This window comes from Microcystis sp. M_OC_Ca_00000000_C217Col (assembly GCF_007095585.1).
In the GTDB taxonomy this organism is placed as follows: Bacteria; Cyanobacteriota; Cyanobacteriia; order Cyanobacteriales; family Microcystaceae; genus Microcystis; species Microcystis panniformis.
This window is the reverse complement of the sequence record NZ_SFBV01000348.1, coordinates 16366-31535: the sequence shown is the minus strand read 5'-3', so window position 1 is coordinate 31535 and position 15170 is coordinate 16366. Positions and strand designations below refer to the sequence as shown.

The following is a 15170-nucleotide window of genomic DNA, read 5'->3' as shown; positions in this document are numbered from 1 at the left end:
ATTAACCTGTTTGTGCCTTAAGTCCTTCCCTGTATGGATTTCAGCTACTTTTGAGCGTAGGCGCTCTCATCGAATTTTATTTTAAGTTAATTATTTGCATAACAATTCCCGAAGAGCCGATAAAATTAAGATTAGAGCTTAGGAGCGAGGAAAAACCTAACCAGAAGAATTCTTAGGTGAATCCTAATTGAGATGGGAGTCTTTGGGAATAACATCCAAACCGAGGAGAACCTTTTGAGTATTGGACATATCGCCGATAATTCTTTGTAGGGGTGGGGGAAGTTGTTTGACTAAAGTAGGAGTTACGAGAATTTTATCCTGTTCCGCTAATTGCGGCTGTTCGAGAACATCAATTATTTCTACCGTATAAAGACCGGATAACTCCTCGCGACAGATACGAAAAATATTGGCGATCGCCCTCTGGGATTTACTTGAATCGCCCATAATGTAGAGTTTGAGAAGATATTGACTCATGATTGCGTGTTATTGAACAGTTTAATGTTGCTGAGACCGATATAGTATTTACGATAGAAAGAGACGAGATAACCCATCAATTCCAAGACCATGAGACGACCTTCGCTAACGTAGGCCTGCGCTTTGGCCAGGGTGACATCCTGATTTTTTTGGCGTAGGGTGGTGGTATGAATATCCACCACATCGCGAGGACTAGCTTTTAAGAATCCTAGCTTATCGGCCAAGCTTCGCAGTCGTTCCGATAGATTATGTTCGACTTTGTATGCTTGTTCTTCTAAAGCTAAATCTAATAACTCTCCGTAATTTTCGACTAATTCTTGAAAAATATCGGGGATACTCTGCCTGATTGCCTCAGAACCGAACATTTTCGCCGTGATGCTAGTTTGTCCTCCCTTGATTAACTGTTCCAGTTCGCGAAATTCATCTTCCTGTTGTTGATGTTTAAGATTGAGGATATATTGCTGACGCTCGATCGCCACACGAATTTGATAGACTAAAAGACTACTATCGATATTATTTAACTGAATATAACCGTCAGCACCTAGTTGAAAGGCTTTAACGACTAATTTCTCATCATTGCTAGTAGTTTGAACCACTATCGGTATATCAGAGGCTAATTCTCTGGTTTTGACTAGAATATTTAAACCGGGGGGGACAGAGATTTCCAAGCTTAAGAGGATGATATCAAATTTCTCCCCTGCCAGTTTTTCGGCAGTTTCCTCTAGATCCTGAGCTTGGGTGAGGGTAAAAGTCAACCCCCCGGCCAAGGAACATTGGGGGGCCTTTAACAGCAATCTCTGGATTAATTTAACAGTTGTCGGCTCATCCTCTATCAATAAAATCCTACAGAGATCCCTAGTCATTGTGAATTGATCGCTAAAATTATCTTTTTTTTCCCTACTTTCATAGTACGCCCATCTTTGGGAAACGCAAGGACAAAATCACCATCTAGCACCCGCTATCTCGAAGTCTTATATAGACTAAGCTGAAATCACAGGCACTCAAAGCGGTTAACCTACGAGCAAAAAGACTATTGTGAAGCATCACTTAAAAATTGACGATCAAGTTTACTGCCATTGAGCGTGAATGCGTGGATGGAGTAAACGCTCGACTGGTTGACCGTTTTTTAAATGTTCCTCGACAATCTGATTGACATCCTCTGGTTTAACACGACAGTACCAAGTTTCTTCAGGAATAATCCTCACCGTGGGGCTAGTGCTACACTGTCCTTGACAACCACTGGTCATAACGATGACATCTTCTGGGAGAGCTGCCGTTTGCCAAGCTAAAAGAAGCTCGGACGCACCCTGTACCAAACAGGAAGAATGCTGACAGACCATCACAAATCGCTTTTGGGGATAAGACATATTACCTAAAAAGTTGCAAAATTAGATAGTTCCCTGGGTATATTCTTGGGAGAGGCTTTGGGGAAGCATAGTTTTATTTTGCCCCGAATCCCCGATACTGGCAACACAAAAAAAAGGGGCTGAAAATTAACCATCAATCTTTAAAATAGAGTTCAGAGAAAAATTTAGTCAATCAAGAGAGTAAAAGTGGCATTCGCTAGTCATTGGGTCATGTTAGGTTTATTACTGGGTTTTGCCGTCGCCCATAGCGGATTAGCCAGTTTACGAATGCGGGGAGAAGCTATCATCGGTGCGCGACTGTATCGGGTATTATTTGCCCTTGTGAGTATCCCTCTAGCCGTGATTTTAGTAGTTTATTTCTTCAATCATCGTTATGATGGTTTGCTTCTCTGGCAAGTACAGGGAGTAACCGGAGTTAAAACCCTAGTTTGGGTACTTTCGGCCATTTCTTTTTTCTTTCTCTATCCTGCCACCTTTAACCTGCTGGAGATCGCCGCTATCCAAAAACCCCAGGTTCATCTCTACGAAACCGGCATCCTGCGCGTTACCCGTCATCCCCAGATGGTAGGACAGGTGATCTGGTGTATTGCTCACACCCTCTGGTTAGGGACAAGCTTTACCCTATTAACTTCCCTGGGTTTAATTGCTCATCATCTTTTTGCCGTTTGGCATGGCGATCGCCGCTTAGAAGACCGTTACGGAGAGGCATTTTTAAAGATCAAAGAACGCACCTCGGTGGTCCCCTTTTTAGCGATTATCGATGGTCGGCAAAGCCTAAAATGGCAAGAATTCCTTCGTCCTGCCTATCTAGGAGTAACAGGGTTTATTCTACTCCTCTGGTGGGGGCATCCTTGGCTAATGCAAGCAACAAGTAAAATTTATTGGTGATTTTGCTCCCAACCCCTTTCTTATTGATCCCGACTGGTGTAAGATGGTTTCTATATCAAAATTAAGTTTTCATAAAATCGGTTTAGACATGATGCTATCTGTCAACGAAAAGAGCTTCCCTAAGCTAGTTTTAGAGTCTTCTCGTCCGGTCCTCGTGTATTTTTGGGCTCCTTGGTGTGGTTTGTGTCGTTTAATCCAACCCACCCTCTTTTCTTGGCAAAATGACTGTCAAGATGCGATTCAATTAGTCGGTGTCAATGCCGATGATAATTTTAAATTGGCTAATAGTTTTCGTCTGCGTAGTCTGCCTACTTTAATTCTCTTCGATCAAGGTGTTCCGGTTCACCGTCTGGAGGAAATTCACAGTCGCGAGGAATTACAACAAACCCTGCGACTAATAGTCAAAAATCAAATCCTGCGTTCAGCTTAAGTAGCTGGTTATAATTAAATTGAAGATATATTTTGGGTTCGATCCCCCCTGCCCCCCTTGATAAGGGGGGTGCCGATCCCCCCTGCCCCCCTTGATAAGGGGGGTGCCGATAGGCGGGGGGATCCCCCTTAATAAGGGGGGCATCTGATAATTTTTAACGCCTACCTACTTAGATAATCCCAATTGCTCAAACTCCCATAGTTCCCCCAGTTCCAAAAATTAGGAGGCTTAAAAAAATGCCGATTGGTGTAGCTGAATTTGTTGAAAATCAGGAAAATCGCTGTCCTGTGGTACTACTACTAGATACCTCTGGTTCAATGGAAGGGGAACCGATTAAGGCTCTCAATGATGGTATCAAAACCTTTCAGGAGGACGTGATGCGGGATATCCAAGCGACGTTGAGCGTAGAAACCGCCATTGTTACCTTTGGTAAGGGAGGGGTTAAAACCGTGCAAGATTTTGTCGGGATTGACCAATTTACGCCACCGACTTTAACCGCAGGAGACTTAACTCCCATGGGAAAAGCGATTGAATTGGCCTTAGATTTAATCGAAGATCGTAAAGCGATTTATAGAAATAATGGTATCCAATATTATCGCCCCTGGATATTTTTAATTACTGATGGTGCGCCTACGGATCAATGGAATCTGGCAGCGCAACGGGTAAAACAAGCTGAAGCCGAAAATCGAGTTTTATTTTTTTCTGTAGGTGTTCAGGGTGCTGATATGGAGAAGCTCAAACAGATTTCTAATAATCCCCCTGTGTTACTCAATGGTTTAGATTTTCGGGATTTATTTCAGTGGTTAAGTAACTCAATGAAACGAGTTTCTGGTGGTAAAATTGGAGAGGCGATCGCTTTACCACCAGTGAATTGGGGACAAATTACCACCTAGAGGACAGTTAATTATGTGGAGAACATTATGTCAGTCAGTGGTCGGTAGTTTTCATGTGCAAACAGGATTACCCTGTCAAGATTACGGTGCTTATAAATTATTGGGTCAGGATGTTTTGATTGGAGCCGTGGCTGATGGGGCTGGTAGTGCCAAATATTCGGATTTAGGGGCGAAAATAACAGTTAAAGCATCACTGCAATTTTTAGAGGAAAATCTCAAAAAAACAGCATTAGCTGCCACTGGAACTGAAGCGGAATTAAAGGAAATATTCCGGCAACTGTTGGCTTATGTTCAGCAAATTCTCCAAGAAGAAGCCGAAAAAGAACAGTTAGACATTAATGATCTGGCGACAACTTTACTGGTTGTTTTGGTTACTTCAAAACGATTAGCGGCTATGCAGATAGGAGATGGTTTTATTGTGTTCAAACCTCTGGGGGGAAATTATCAATTATTGTTTCAGCCTGACAAGGGGGAATACATCAATGAAACCACTTTTGTTACTTCTAGTAATGCTTTGGAGGATATGCAAATAAAAGTTTTAACCGAGCCAGTTGCCTTTATTTGTGTGGCGACAGATGGAGTGGAAAAGGTATCGATCGATTATAAAAATTGGCAGCCTTTTCCGCCTTTTTTTCAGCCATTAGAGGAATATTTACAACAGACAGAAACGCCATTGCAGGAGGACCTCAAAGAATTTTTAAAGCGGGAGGATTTAAATAAGTTAACAACCGATGATAAAACCTTACTCCTAGCTTTTTGTTTAAGAAACTGAGGGGTTTAAGAAACCGGGTTTGTTTGACAAACCCGGTTTCTGGCTCTGGTTCAACCCAACCTAAGATAAGACTATGGACTAAGTAAATCATGAAAATTGACGAATTACTCAAAAACAAACGAGAAAAAATTATTGCTATTGCGGCTAAACACGGCGCAAATAACGTGCGAATTTTTGGTTCTGTTGCACGGGGAGAAGCTGACGAAAAAAGCGATATTGATTTATTAATTGATTATTGTAGCGAACGTCGGAGTCCCTGGTTTCCCTTGCCGTTAATCCGAGAACTTGAAGCCTTGTTAGGCTGCAAAGTTGATATTGTTACCGAACAGGGACTTAAAGATAGAATCAGAGAGCGGGTACTTAAAGAAGCAATACCACTATGAGAGATGATAGCGAACGCTTGCGGGATATTTTAGAAGCAATTGAGCGTTTAGAAAAGTATGCTCGACAGGGAAAAACCCTGTTTGAACAACAAGAATTAATTCAAACTTGGATTGTCTATCATTTACAAATTATTGGTGAAGCAGCTAGAGCAACTTCTCAAGAATTTAAAGCAAGATATCCCGAAGTTCCTTGGCGAGATGCCAGCGATCTAAGAAACTTAACTATTCATGAATATTTTCGTATCAATCTAGAGATTATTTGGGATATTGTTAAAAATGACATTCCTCCTCTAAAAGGACAAATCGAAGCTATTTTACAGGAATTGATTTGACGAAACCCAACTCAATTATTAAAAAATGTTGGGTTTCACTATCGTTCAACCCAACCTACGATGGGACTAAGGCACTACCTTGGAAGCTAATATTAACGAATCTACCTCAAACAATGAAGTACGAATGGGATCAAGACAAGAGCGACGCTAACTTAGAGAAGCACGGACTGAGTTTTGAGGATGCACCGCTAGTTTTTGGTGGTAAATGTGTTACCTTCGAGGATAGCCGTTTCGTTTATGGTGAGATAAGATATATTACGCTTGGCAAATTGAAAGGTCGAGTTGTCTTAATCGTCCATACCCCTCGCTCTAATAAAACTCGTATAATCTCAATGAGAAAGGCAAACAATCGTGAGCAAAAAATCTATCAAAAGCGACTTGAAGAGAATTGATGCGATGACGGATGAGAATATCGATTATTCTGATATTCCGCCATTAGGTGATGAATTCTTTACCCAAGAAACAGTATCTTTTTCGACATCAAAGCAGCAATTAACCATCCAACTAGATCAAGATATATTAGAATGGTTAAAAGCTCAAGGGAAAGGATATGAGACACAAATTAACTACATCTTGCGGGAAGTGATGGAACAGCAGCAGCAGTAAAAAACAATGAACCTGATTTGATTACATCTACCCCAAACAATCGTGAGCAAAAAATCTATCAAAAGTAATCTGTAGGTTGGGTTGAGGAACGAAACCCAACTTAATTATTAAAAAATGTTGGGTTTCACTATCGTTCAACCCAACCTACGATGGGACTGAACAGCATAAATACTCGGAGATTTTTTGATGTCTTTAACTTATCGCTGTCAACTACAAAATCGTCTGATTACCCTGACGCAAGAATTGGCCAACAGTGGCGAAGCGAAAGTATGGCACACTAACTTTAATGGGTACTTAGCGAAAATCTACCACAATCCCCATAATGAAAGTATCTGTAGGTTGGGTTGAGGAACGAAACCCAACTCAATTATTAAAAAATGTTGGGTTTCACTATTGTTCAACCCAACTACGATGGGACTGAACAGCATAAATACTCGGAGATTTTTTGATGTCTTTAACTTATCGCTGTCAATTACAGAATCGCTCGATTACACTGACGCAAGAAATGGCCGACAGTGGCGAAGCGAAAGTATGGCACACTAACTTTAATGGGTACTTAGCGAAAATCTACCACAATCCCCATAATGAAAGGGTTGATAAATTACAGTTAATGGTGAGAAATCGTCCCAGTGATCCTAATGCTCATCTTAACCATATTTCCTTCGCTTGGCCCTATTCTATCTTGGAAGATAAACAGGGAAAAGTCGTTGGGTTTTTAATGCCAGAAGTGGTGGGTTCAGAAACGTTATTAAAGCTTTGTACGCCCATAATGAGAAGAAAATACAAGTTAGAAACTAATTGGTATTTTCTTCATGTAGTAGCGCGGAATATAGCCGCTATTATCGAAGCAATTCACGCTAAAGGTTATGTTTTGGGAGACATCAAGCTAGAAAATATCTTAGTGAATAATCGGGCGTTGCCTACAATTATTGATACAGATTCATTTCAAGTATCAGATCCCTATAGCGGTAAAATATATCGGTGTTTAGTTGGCTCAGAAGGATTTACACCGGCGGAATTAATCGGAGTTAATATAGCAGATGTAGATCAAACAGAAGTGCATGATCGCTTTCGATTAGGAGTTGTTATTTATTATCTATTATTTGGCGGGCCGCCGTTTCGGGGATTGTGGCAAGGAGGAGGGGATTCCCTGGAACAGTCGGAACTAATTCGACGGGGACTATGGCCTTTTTCTGGGGATAAATTGCTTGTACCTAGTAATACTACCATACCATTAAATATTTTACATCCCGACTTACACGCCTTATTTTTGCGCTGTTTCAATGAGGGACATAAATTCCCCCACAGACGACCGACGGCTAAGGAATGGTGCGATACTTTGGAAGCTGCATTAAATGAGGTTATACGCTGTGGCAAAGTTGATAATCATTACTACAACCGCAGTTACGGAAAGTGTTATTGGTGTGAGCGATTTAGTGATTTAAATCTTGATATTTTTGCAAGCAAAAGTATCGCTACTGTGACATCTACACCGTCACCTAAAGTAGCGCCACCACCTCCCCCAATATCGATTAAATCATCTCCTTCACCTATACCTCCTCAAAGATGGTCGCGTCGTAAAGTTTTAATAACTTTCGGGTTATTTACAGTAGGGACAGTCGCTAGTAATATTTTCGCTCAGTTGTTTCGTCAGAATCCTACTCCTTCTCCTTCACCTCGTCCTTCAAGTTCTGCATCTATCAGGTTTACAAAGCCAACTCCATTTACAGAAAACCTACCCAAGGGAATAACACTGGAGATGGTAGGCTTACCAGCAGGTAAATTTCTCATGGGGTCTCCTGACAGTGCTATCTATGCTTCGGATGAGGAAAAGCCTCAACACCAAGTTAAAGTCAACAGTTTTGCGATCGGCAAATATCCAGTGACTCAGGCACAATATGAAGCGGTAATGGGAACAAATCCCTCTCGGTTTAAAAATAATCCGCAAAATCCGGTAGAAGATGTTAGTTGGAACGATGCCCAAGCTTTTTGTCAGAAATTGAGTCAAATAACCGGCAAAACCTATCGCCTACCGACGGAAGCGGAATGGGAATATGCCTGTCGTGCGGGGACTACTACTCCCTATTATTTCGGTGATGCGGGGACAACCACTCCCTATTATTTCGGTGATGATGCTAATCAGTTAGGAGATTACGCTTGGTATTTCGACAATTCTCAGGGGACAACTCATCCTGTGGGTCAGAAAAAGCCCAATGCTTGGGGACTCTATGACATGAGTGGCAATGTTTGGGAGTGGTGCGAGGACAATTGGCACTATAGCTATATCGGAGCGCCAAGGGATGGCAGTGCTTGGCTGACAAATGATAATGATGATAAAATAGTGCGGGGCGGTTCTTGGTACAACATATCGATTGTCTGCCGTTCCGCTTTCCGCAACTCCAGCGGCCGCAGCGTCTTCTTCATCAACAGCAGCTGCGGTTTTCGGGTGGTGTGCGGTGCTGGGAGGACTCTGTAACCCTTTTTCCCTTTTTACCCTTTTTTACCCTTTTTTACTTTTTCTCTTTTTCTCTTTTTCCCGCCGCTAGGCGGGTCGATTTTTTTGAAAAAATTGAGGTAGTGTTAAATTTTGTTAAGGACAATAAAAAATGAAACAGTTATCGGTTGTTAAAAAGCCGTGGGTTGGGTTGAGGAAGGAAACCCAACCCAATGATTTAAAAATGTTGGGTTTCACTATCGTTTGGCCTAACCTACGATCAGACTACGGACGAAAAAGTGAGCGCCGATCTCCTAGGGTGTGTTAATGTTGGTGTAGCCTACCAGCCGACTTTACATGGCGGGTTACTGTAACCTTAAGGATCTCAAGTGTTTTGTCAAGGATAATTTGGGGGATTTTGCTCACCAATGAAACAAGCTATTACAGCGAAGGTTGTTAAAATAACCACCAACAAGGCCGAAAAAATCTTGTTAAATTCTGGTTTTAACAAAAAACAAGCTCAAGTTATCTTAAGCAAAGTTACTAATTTTTGTCAACATTGGAAAATTCTTGAAATGTCTTTATTTGGTTCAGTATTAAGGGAAGACTTTCGAGTTGATAGTGATATTGATGTTCTTTATAAGTTTGCTCCCAATCATGGCTGGGATTTGTTTGATATTGTTCAGATGAAAGAAGAATTAGAGGAGATATTCGGACGCAAAGTTGACTTGGTTAATCAAGAGGGACTGAAAAACCCCTATCGTCGTTACGAAATTTTAAAAACTCATCAGCTAATTTATCGTCATGAACAGTCGTGAGGCCGGATATCTTTGGGATATGGTCGAAGCTATTACTAATATCCAAGAATTTATTCAAGATATTTCTGTGGAAGAATATTCCAAGAGTCTTTTGTTACAAAGTGCTGTGGAAAGACAATTAGAAATTTTAGGAGAAGCATCCCGTAGAATTCCTGAGACTTTTCAACAAAAACACACCAAAATTGATTGGAGGGGAATTATTGGACTCAGAAATATTATTAGCCATCAGTACGATCAGGTTCAACCAGAAATTGTCTGGAATATTATTACAGTAAGACTTTCTCCTTTGCTAGAACAATTGCAGTCTCTATTGCCACCATTGCCCCAATGATAATAATTTAAAAAATTAAGTTAATGGCAGATTATGACTGCTATCCTCTCTGGAGAATCGATCAAATAGGTGAGATAGATTTCTCGGAATTACCCTTTAGCAGTGAACAGTAAACAATTATCACTTAGAATGAAGTATAAAGGTTACGAAGCAGTAGTTTTTTTTGATGACGAGGCGGGTATCTTTTACGGTGAGGTGGCCAACGTCCGAGATGTTATCACTTTTCAGGGAGAGAGTGTAGCGGAATTGCAGCAGGCTTTTGCTGATTCAGTGGAAGATTACCTAGCTTTTTGTGCCGAGCGCGGGGAAAAGCCAGAAAAACCTTTTTCTGATAGTTTTCTGTCATAGCTAGACCCGAAATTACACCAACAAATTTAGCAATAAGTAGGCTGGTTTGAGGAACGAAACCCAACCCAATTATTTAAAAGTGTTGGGTTTCACTATCGTTCAACCCAACCTAAGCTCTTTATTCTCTGAGATAAAATAAAGGTTGAATGATGCAATTCATCTGCCTAAAAACGTGCCATCACCTAAACTGCCTGATTCTGCTCAATCAGCCGTAGGTTAGGTTGTAGGTTGGGCGTGGTGGCGTGGTGCGTGGTAGATGGGAAATTGATGGGTAGGGGCGAAGCATTCGGATAAAAAATCTAGGATTTCAGCGATAGGTTATGCCCAAATGCTTCGCCCTTACAGTGATTTTCTGCAATTTGAGGAATAACTGTTGCAGAAGGCGTTTCCAAATTCATTGTCTTAATTATGATTGAGGAAAAGGGAGAATAATATAGCGAATAACTGTTCCTATTAAAGCTGTTCCCAAGATGCCGATTAACGTCCAAATCTGGGCTTTCTGAGAGCCTTTTAATTCTTTTGTATCTTCTTTTACTCCTTCAATATCTTTTTCTAAACTATCGACTTTTTCCTCTAATCTCGCCTGTACTATTTTAATATCCATAACATCTTTTTGCAGATTATCTAACTTCTGATTAATTGAACCTAAAATTTCCTTGAGGTCTTGTTCAATACTAACTGACATCTAATGATTCTCCTAATAATGATAGTTATCAGTATTATTGTCTATCTTATCTTAAGTGTTTGCCCAACCGAAGCGCCTCATTTTCCCTTGCTGCCTTCCCTCATTGTTGCCCTCCCCCTCCCATTATCTCCACTAATTTATGAGCCGATAATTCCTGATTAAGCCAATCCTTTCTCAGCCAACCATTGAGGATTATATAAACGAGATTGATAACGGGCCCCACCATCACACAGAACAGTAACAATAGTGTGGCCCGGTCCCATTTGTTTAGCTAAAGCCACCGCAGCAGCCACATTAATACCCACAGAACCCCCCATAAATAAACCATCTTTTTGTAATAGTTGATAAACAACTTTAATGGCAGTGGGATCATCAATTTGAATGGCATCATCTATGGGTGCGCCTTCCATATTAGCCGTAATACGACTATTACCAATCCCTTCGGTAATTGAACTACCTTCCAGGGTAATTGTCCCAGTTTTCACATAACTATATAAACCGCTACCCATCGGATCCGCCACCACACAACGCACCTGCGGATTTTGGTCTTTTAAAAACATCGCCACCCCCGCGTATGTTCCCCCGGTTCCCGTGGCAGCCACCCAAGCATCAATTTTACCGTCGGTTTGTTCCCAGATTTCCCGGCCGGTGGTTTCGTAGTGAGCGCGACGATTAGCCAGATTATCGAATTGATTGGCCCAGATAGCATTTTCCATCTCACTAGCCAATCTCCCCGATAATTTAACGTAATTATTGGCATCTCGGTAGGGAACGGCGGGAACAGTACGCACTTCCGCGCCAAGGGTTCTCAATAGGTCGATTTTCTCTTGGGATTGGGTATCGGGAATGATAATCAGGCATTTATAACCCTTAGCATTGCAGATATGGGCCAAACCGATGCCAGTATTGCCGGCGGTTCCTTCGACAACGGTTCCCCCCGGTTGGAGAGTACCGGCTTTTTCCGCTTCTTGGATAATATATAAAGCGGCCCGATCCTTGACCGAACCACCGGGGTTAAGAAATTCGGCCTTACCGAGAATCTCGCAGCCAGTTTCCTCGCTAAAACTATTGAGACGAATTAGGGGAGTATTACCCACCGCATCGACGAAACCATTTTTAATATCCATAATCTGTTATTTTTCGTGCTGTTCCTAGGCTGAGACGATTTTTTGTACCAAGGGATGACGTACCACATCGGCCCGCGATAGGTAAGAAAAAGCGATCCCTTCTACTGATTTTAGGATTTTTTGAGCGGCAATTAACCCCGATTCCTGTGGTTGCGGTAAATCGGTTTGGGTGACATCTCCGGTTACTACCATGCGTGAACCGAATCCCAAGGGAGTTAAGACCATCAATGCGATCGCACTTTCTCCACTGGGGAATTGAATTGTTGGCCAATTTCTACCACTTTAGCAAAATTGTTGTCTTTGCTGGAAATATTGATTAAATTGGAAGTTTTTTAGCTGTGATTAGTTACCTAACCTACTATGGTGGTGGCATTCTGTAAGGAGTCCCACCGTGACTAACAATTCCCTCGATCCTTTGAATATTGGCAATACGATTAATACTGCCTTCCGTCTTTATCGTGATCGCTTCCCAACTTATGTATTCTTTGCTGTCCGCGCCTGTTTGTGGTCGCTTCTTCCCTTAGTTTTGCAATTAATTCTCAGTCAATTACTTTATCAAACAATTACCCCCGAAGAAGGCAGCGATATCGGTTTACGTTTATTTCTTTTCCCGATACAAATTTTCTCGGCCGCTAAGTATCTTTTCAATAATGCGGTTATCTCACGATTAGCTTTTCAAGACATCATTTATCAGCCAGAAACTGCCGGACAAGCGGAAAAAAAAGTTAAGCCGAAAATGTGGCGCTTGTGGTGGATGCAGGTTTTGATCGGTTTGTTGGGAGCGGCAATAATCTTGCCGATAACGCTGTCTCTGGTGCTAGTCAGTTTTATCCCCATCCTTGGTGTATTGCTTATTTTACTGGCTTCTTTCTGTCTTGCTTTTTTCTTCCTTTGGTTATCTGCTCGCATTTGCATTGCCGAATTGCCCTTAGTAATTGAAGATAATTTAGGCAGTTGGCAAGCAATCAAGAGAGGTTGGCATTTAACTAAAAACTCGGCTTGGAGAATTGTAGGAGTGATATTTATTGCCAGTTTATTAATTATTCCAGTTTATCTTCTGTCACGGGCTTTGGCTTCAATTCCCTTTTGGTTCAATTCTTCGGAGGACTGGCAAACGCTCGCAGAAAATCCTCTTTTTTTCCAACAAATGGCGATGTTTTCCTATGGTCTGATTACTGTTTTTGTACTTCTGAGTACTTTATTAGTTCCTTTTTGGCAATCTCTCAAAAGTGTGATCTATAATCATCTTTTAGACCAGAAAAAAAATGATGGGGGAGAATACTAATAACTGAACGGCTGTTGATGTAAGCTAAGACGCATTTAAACCGCTTATTCTTAGATTAGTTGAACTTCCCCCAATCCCTTTACTATTGCCTCTTGTCTCGTCTCAACAAGCAATTTATACCCCACAGAAAAAGGGTTTCTCCGAGAAACCCTTTTTCTACTCATGATAATTCTCTCAATCCTTTTATAGTACACATATAGTACATCCGCTCAAAAAAATCGAAAAAGGGTAAAAAGGGTAAAAAGAGAAAAAGGGTTACAAAGTCCTCCCAGCACCGCACACCACCCGAAAACCGAAGACGTAGTTGACGTTGCCGCGGCGGTCGCTGACGTAGCGGTAAGCGGAACGGCAGATATTCGGATTGTAGTACCAAGAACCGCCCCGCAGAGCTTTATATGCCTGATTTTGCTGATTTTTGCTCTTTTTTATCTCCTCATAGTTTTCGCGCCAATCATCTTGACACCACTCCCAGACATTTCCGTGCATATCATATAAACCAAAGTCGTTGGCGTAGAATTGCCCAACAGGGGTGGTTTTTTGGAGATTGCCATTATAGTTGGCTAAATCTGGGGTAAGAATTTCCCCAAAGTGATAGGGGGGGTAGGTTTCTCCTTTGTCGAGATTTAAGGGTTTGGTTTGCGCTCGACAAGCGTACTCCCACTCAGCTTCCGTTGGTAGCCTATATTTTCTTTTACTTAATTTAGATAGCCTTTGGCAAAATTCTACGGCATCTAACCAAGATACATTTTCAACGGGGTTTGTGCTGCCTTTAAACTCCGATGGCTCTGGTTCTAAATCTTGCTCTACTTTTAAATCTTCTCTTTGGGCAATATATAACCATTGAGCTTGGGTAATGGGATAAATACCCATCAAGAAGTTTTTCAGGGTGACGTTGTGTTGGGGCTTTTCACTTGTATTACCACTTTCTTGTTCTGAAGAACCCATTGTAAAGGTTCCCGATGGTATTTTGACTAATTCTATTTCTAGGTCATCGGTGAGTTTTTCTCTATAGATTAAAAGACGTTTTTGGGTCTTTTGGATGATTATTGTAGGCATAAGTAAGTGATTATAATTAAATTGAAGATAGATTTTAGGTTTGATCCCCCCTGCCCCCCTTGATAAGGGGGGTGACGATAGGTGGGGGTATCTGAAAGTTTTTAATACCTACCGGCTCTCTTGGATTTGGTGAGTAAAATGTATTCTAAGATACAGTCCTGCTGGCGAGCGAGTGAAAGGAACCACAAAGACACAAAGGACACAAAGGAAAGATCGATCCGATGTAAGTTAAACTTATCACACAGAACCTAGAAGAGCCATGTATCGGCAATGACGTTAGGCATTAGCCAGATCCTCGATTAATTCTGTTTCCTTGAGTCGGAAGGTATCAACTCCATAGTCTGCAAGTTTAGAAAGAAAAACAACTCGCGGAATACCTGCTAAGTTGGCAGCAGTGCCAGAGGAAAGTTTTCCCAATTCATAAAGTTTAATGGCAGCAAGCAGAGAAATTTCCTGTCCTAGTTGTTCTGGGGTGAGATGTAAAGCGAGAGCAGTTTCATCGGGTAGGGAAAGAGTGATTTGGTACATGATGAATCCTAGGATTTTTCTTAATTAAAGGGCAGATCCCCCCGCCTATCGGCACCCCCCTTAATAAGGGGGGCAGGGGCAGGGGGGATCAAACCCCCCTTATCAAGGGGGGCAGGGGGGATCAAACCCCCCTTATCAAGGGGGGATCAAGGGGGGATCAAACCCCCCTTATCAAGGGGGGATCAAGGGGGGATCAAGGGGGGATCAAACCCCCCTTATCAAGGGGGGATCAAGGGGGGATCAAAACCCCCTTATCAAGGGGGGATTAAGGAGGGATCAAACCCCCCTTATCAAGGGGGGATTAAGGGGGGATCAAGGGGGGATCAAGGGGGGCAGGGGGGATCAAAACCCGTCTTCAATTTAATTATAACCAGCTACTGATCAGCCAACCTCATATAGTACATTTGTTCAAA

General features: G+C 41.9%; 22 protein-coding genes and 1 pseudogene. 15 read left to right on the top strand and 8 right to left on the bottom strand.

The features are described from left to right. Positions 1 to 183 precede the first annotated feature (183 nt). The 3 genes from EWV66_RS22555 to EWV66_RS22545 all read right to left on the bottom strand — a co-directional run bounded on the left by EWV66_RS22555 (position 184) and on the right by EWV66_RS22545 (position 1841). Positions 184 to 474, bottom strand: a complete 291-nt coding sequence (locus EWV66_RS22555) for a circadian clock KaiB family protein (protein ID WP_002772019.1) — start codon at positions 472 to 474, stop codon at positions 184 to 186. Beyond that, positions 471 to 1337, bottom strand: coding sequence for a response regulator (locus EWV66_RS22550; RefSeq protein WP_052276540.1), 867 nt, complete (start codon positions 1335 to 1337; stop codon positions 471 to 473). Before EWV66_RS22550 ends, EWV66_RS22555 begins: the two co-directional genes overlap by 4 nt. A gap of 204 nt (positions 1338 to 1541) precedes the next feature. Further along, positions 1542 to 1841, bottom strand: coding sequence for a (2Fe-2S) ferredoxin domain-containing protein (locus EWV66_RS22545; RefSeq protein ID WP_002786792.1), 300 nt, complete (start codon positions 1839 to 1841; stop codon positions 1542 to 1544). Positions 1842 to 2027: 186 nt separating this feature from the next. Between EWV66_RS22545 and EWV66_RS22540 the strand changes: the two genes are divergently transcribed. The 14 genes from EWV66_RS22540 (at position 2028) to EWV66_RS22480 (ending at position 10076) form a co-directional block, all read left to right on the top strand. Then, positions 2028 to 2729: an NnrU family protein gene (locus EWV66_RS22540; protein ID WP_128575193.1), complete on the top strand. Its 702-nt coding sequence runs from the start codon at positions 2028 to 2030 to the stop codon at positions 2727 to 2729. Between the two features lie 88 nt (positions 2730 to 2817). Then, positions 2818 to 3159: a thioredoxin family protein gene (locus tag EWV66_RS22535; protein WP_052278442.1), complete on the top strand. Its 342-nt coding sequence runs from the start codon at positions 2818 to 2820 to the stop codon at positions 3157 to 3159. A gap of 236 nt (positions 3160 to 3395) precedes the next feature. Beyond that, a complete protein-coding gene (locus EWV66_RS22530) occupies positions 3396 to 4052 on the top strand; it encodes a vWA domain-containing protein (protein WP_287107297.1) in 657 nt (218 codons plus the stop codon). Between the two features lie 13 nt (positions 4053 to 4065). Beyond that, positions 4066 to 4824 (top strand): PP2C family serine/threonine-protein phosphatase, encoded by a 759-nt coding sequence (locus EWV66_RS22525; RefSeq protein WP_287107296.1) that lies wholly within the window; start codon positions 4066 to 4068, stop codon positions 4822 to 4824. An 89-nt stretch (positions 4825 to 4913) separates the two neighbouring features. After that, on the top strand, positions 4914 to 5207 hold the full coding sequence (locus tag EWV66_RS22520) for a nucleotidyltransferase family protein (RefSeq protein WP_002770523.1): 294 nt from the start codon (positions 4914 to 4916) through the stop codon (positions 5205 to 5207). Beyond that, positions 5204 to 5539: a HepT-like ribonuclease domain-containing protein gene (locus EWV66_RS22515; protein WP_052276537.1), complete on the top strand. Its 336-nt coding sequence runs from the start codon at positions 5204 to 5206 to the stop codon at positions 5537 to 5539. The genes EWV66_RS22520 and EWV66_RS22515 overlap by 4 nt, the downstream gene beginning before the upstream one ends. A gap of 113 nt (positions 5540 to 5652) precedes the next feature. Further along, positions 5653 to 5931, top strand: a complete 279-nt coding sequence (locus EWV66_RS22510) for a BrnT family toxin (RefSeq protein WP_002772034.1) — start codon at positions 5653 to 5655, stop codon at positions 5929 to 5931. Positions 5932 to 5935: 4 nt separating this feature from the next. Then, complete coding sequence (locus EWV66_RS22505) at positions 5936 to 6145, top strand: BrnA antitoxin family protein (protein WP_081417880.1); 210 nt, start codon at positions 5936 to 5938, stop codon at positions 6143 to 6145. Between the two features lie 186 nt (positions 6146 to 6331). Further along, positions 6332 to 6493 carry a hypothetical protein gene (locus EWV66_RS22500; RefSeq protein WP_158499339.1) on the top strand — a complete coding sequence of 54 codons (162 nt, stop codon included), beginning with the start codon at positions 6332 to 6334 and terminating at the stop codon, positions 6491 to 6493. Between the two features lie 100 nt (positions 6494 to 6593). Then, complete coding sequence (locus EWV66_RS22495) at positions 6594 to 8621, top strand: SUMF1/EgtB/PvdO family nonheme iron enzyme (RefSeq protein WP_287107295.1); 2028 nt, start codon at positions 6594 to 6596, stop codon at positions 8619 to 8621. Between the two features lie 386 nt (positions 8622 to 9007). Further along, the gene (locus EWV66_RS22490) at positions 9008 to 9397 is read left to right on the top strand and encodes a nucleotidyltransferase family protein (protein ID WP_002792955.1); all 390 of its coding nucleotides are present in this window, start codon (positions 9008 to 9010) and stop codon (positions 9395 to 9397) included. Continuing rightward, positions 9384 to 9728 (top strand): HepT-like ribonuclease domain-containing protein, encoded by a 345-nt coding sequence (locus tag EWV66_RS22485; RefSeq protein WP_287107294.1) that lies wholly within the window; start codon positions 9384 to 9386, stop codon positions 9726 to 9728. The genes EWV66_RS22490 and EWV66_RS22485 overlap by 14 nt, the downstream gene beginning before the upstream one ends. A gap of 23 nt (positions 9729 to 9751) precedes the next feature. Further along, on the top strand, positions 9752 to 9841 hold the full coding sequence (locus EWV66_RS24505) for a hypothetical protein (protein ID WP_502705654.1): 90 nt from the start codon (positions 9752 to 9754) through the stop codon (positions 9839 to 9841). Between the two features lie 16 nt (positions 9842 to 9857). Further along, positions 9858 to 10076: a type II toxin-antitoxin system HicB family antitoxin gene (locus EWV66_RS22480; protein ID WP_194013833.1), complete on the top strand. Its 219-nt coding sequence runs from the start codon at positions 9858 to 9860 to the stop codon at positions 10074 to 10076. 406 nt (positions 10077 to 10482) lie between these two features. On the opposite strand, the gene EWV66_RS22475 is transcribed toward EWV66_RS22480, so the two are convergent. From EWV66_RS22475 to EWV66_RS22465, 3 genes and pseudogenes are all read right to left on the bottom strand, one after another. Then, a complete protein-coding gene (locus tag EWV66_RS22475) occupies positions 10483 to 10761 on the bottom strand; it encodes a hemolysin XhlA family protein (protein ID WP_052276534.1) in 279 nt (92 codons plus the stop codon). 158 nt (positions 10762 to 10919) lie between these two features. Further along, positions 10920 to 11888: a cysteine synthase A gene (locus EWV66_RS22470; protein ID WP_271927316.1), complete on the bottom strand. Its 969-nt coding sequence runs from the start codon at positions 11886 to 11888 to the stop codon at positions 10920 to 10922. A gap of 24 nt (positions 11889 to 11912) precedes the next feature. After that, a pseudogene (locus EWV66_RS22465) lies at positions 11913 to 12113 on the bottom strand (PhoH family protein); the annotation flags it as partial. 166 nt (positions 12114 to 12279) lie between these two features. Here EWV66_RS22465 and EWV66_RS22460 point away from each other — a divergent pair. After that, the gene (locus EWV66_RS22460; RefSeq protein ID WP_287107293.1) at positions 12280 to 13173 is read left to right on the top strand and encodes a hypothetical protein; all 894 of its coding nucleotides are present in this window, start codon (positions 12280 to 12282) and stop codon (positions 13171 to 13173) included. 255 nt (positions 13174 to 13428) lie between these two features. Here the strand turns inward: EWV66_RS22460 and EWV66_RS22455 are convergent, their stop codons facing one another. Both EWV66_RS22455 and EWV66_RS22450 read right to left on the bottom strand, forming a co-directional pair. Further along, positions 13429 to 14229 carry a formylglycine-generating enzyme family protein gene (locus EWV66_RS22455; RefSeq protein WP_287107292.1) on the bottom strand — a complete coding sequence of 267 codons (801 nt, stop codon included), beginning with the start codon at positions 14227 to 14229 and terminating at the stop codon, positions 13429 to 13431. A gap of 276 nt (positions 14230 to 14505) precedes the next feature. After that, positions 14506 to 14757, bottom strand: coding sequence for a UPF0175 family protein (locus EWV66_RS22450; protein ID WP_110578242.1), 252 nt, complete (start codon positions 14755 to 14757; stop codon positions 14506 to 14508). Positions 14758 to 15170: the final 413 nt, after the last annotated feature.